This window comes from Vibrio wakamikoensis (assembly GCF_050337275.1).
GTDB lineage: Bacteria > Pseudomonadota > Gammaproteobacteria > Enterobacterales > Vibrionaceae > Vibrio > Vibrio chaetopteri.
Window position 1 is genome coordinate 1 of the sequence record NZ_JAKJST010000058.1, and the last position, 1,037, is coordinate 1,037.

General features: G+C 45.0%; 4 tRNA genes and 1 rRNA gene. All 5 read right to left on the reverse strand.

The window, feature by feature from the left end:
• Positions 1-381: 381 nt before the first annotated feature.
• A tRNA-Val gene (locus tag L4C42_RS23405) sits at positions 382-457 on the reverse strand.
• 30 nt (positions 458-487) lie between these two features.
• Positions 488-563 (reverse strand) — tRNA-Ala (locus tag L4C42_RS23410).
• 29 nt (positions 564-592) lie between these two features.
• A tRNA-Lys gene (locus L4C42_RS23415) sits at positions 593-668 on the reverse strand.
• A gap of 2 nt (positions 669-670) precedes the next feature.
• A tRNA-Glu gene (locus L4C42_RS23420) sits at positions 671-746 on the reverse strand.
• A gap of 123 nt (positions 747-869) precedes the next feature.
• A 16S ribosomal RNA gene (locus L4C42_RS23425) occupies positions 870-1,037 on the reverse strand; the annotation flags it as partial.

A 1,037-nucleotide genomic window follows, 5' to 3' on the forward strand; every position in this document is an offset into this window, starting at 1 on the left:
CTTAGTCACTTAACCATACAACCCCAAAGAGTTTCAAAGAAACCTCGAGATTGTCGTTAAACAACCAAAGTTGTCTGCAATTTTTATACATGATGCAGACTCGATTTTGCCGGACTCAAATAACTCTTTGTTTCCGCTTTTTAAGAAAAAGCAGAGGCAAAAAGTGGACTTTCGTCACTTCCAAGAACACTTGAATGTGTGTTGGTACCTAAATGATTAAATCATCTAGGATTTGAGAACTTTTAAATGAATAACATTAATCAAATGTTATTCGTCAGCTTTCCAAATTGTTAAAGAGCTTGTTTTCTACAGCAATAAAGCTTTCGAAACCATTTTTAAGAGCACTTAAAGCCTTTCTTCTAAAAGAAATGCGCTTAAAGATGGTGGGCGATACCGGGCTCGAACCAGTGACCCCCTCCTTGTAAGGGAGGTGCTCTCCCAACTGAGCTAATCGCCCACGAAAGTCATTCCGTGGAATGTTCAAGAATGGTGGAGCTAAGCAGGATCGAACTGCTGACCTCCTGCGTGCAAGGCAGGCGCTCTCCCAGCTGAGCTATAGCCCCATGTCTTGAGACTTCCTTCAAAGAAGGAATGGTGGGTCGTGCAGGATTCGAACCTGCGACCAATTGATTAAAAGTCAACTGCTCTACCAACTGAGCTAACGACCCAATGGTATCCCGTAGGGGAGTCGAACCCCTGTTACCGCCGTGAAAGGGCGGTGTCCTAGGCCTCTAGACGAACGGGACACTAAGCAGTAAGTGTTGGGCACTTACTATTTTCTGTTTTCGCTTTTCAGCAAAAACAAAATCTCTTTATCTTTACAAACCTAATCAATCTGTGTGAACACTCATCGCAATAATCTATTCGTATAAGGAGGTGATCCAGCCCCAGGTTCCCCTAGGGCTACCTTGTTACGACTTCACCCCAGTCATGAACCACAAAGTGGTGAGCGTCCTCCCGAAGGTTAAACTACCCACTTCTTTTGCAGCCCACTCCCATGGTGTGACGGGCGGTGTGTACAAGGCCCGGGAACGTAT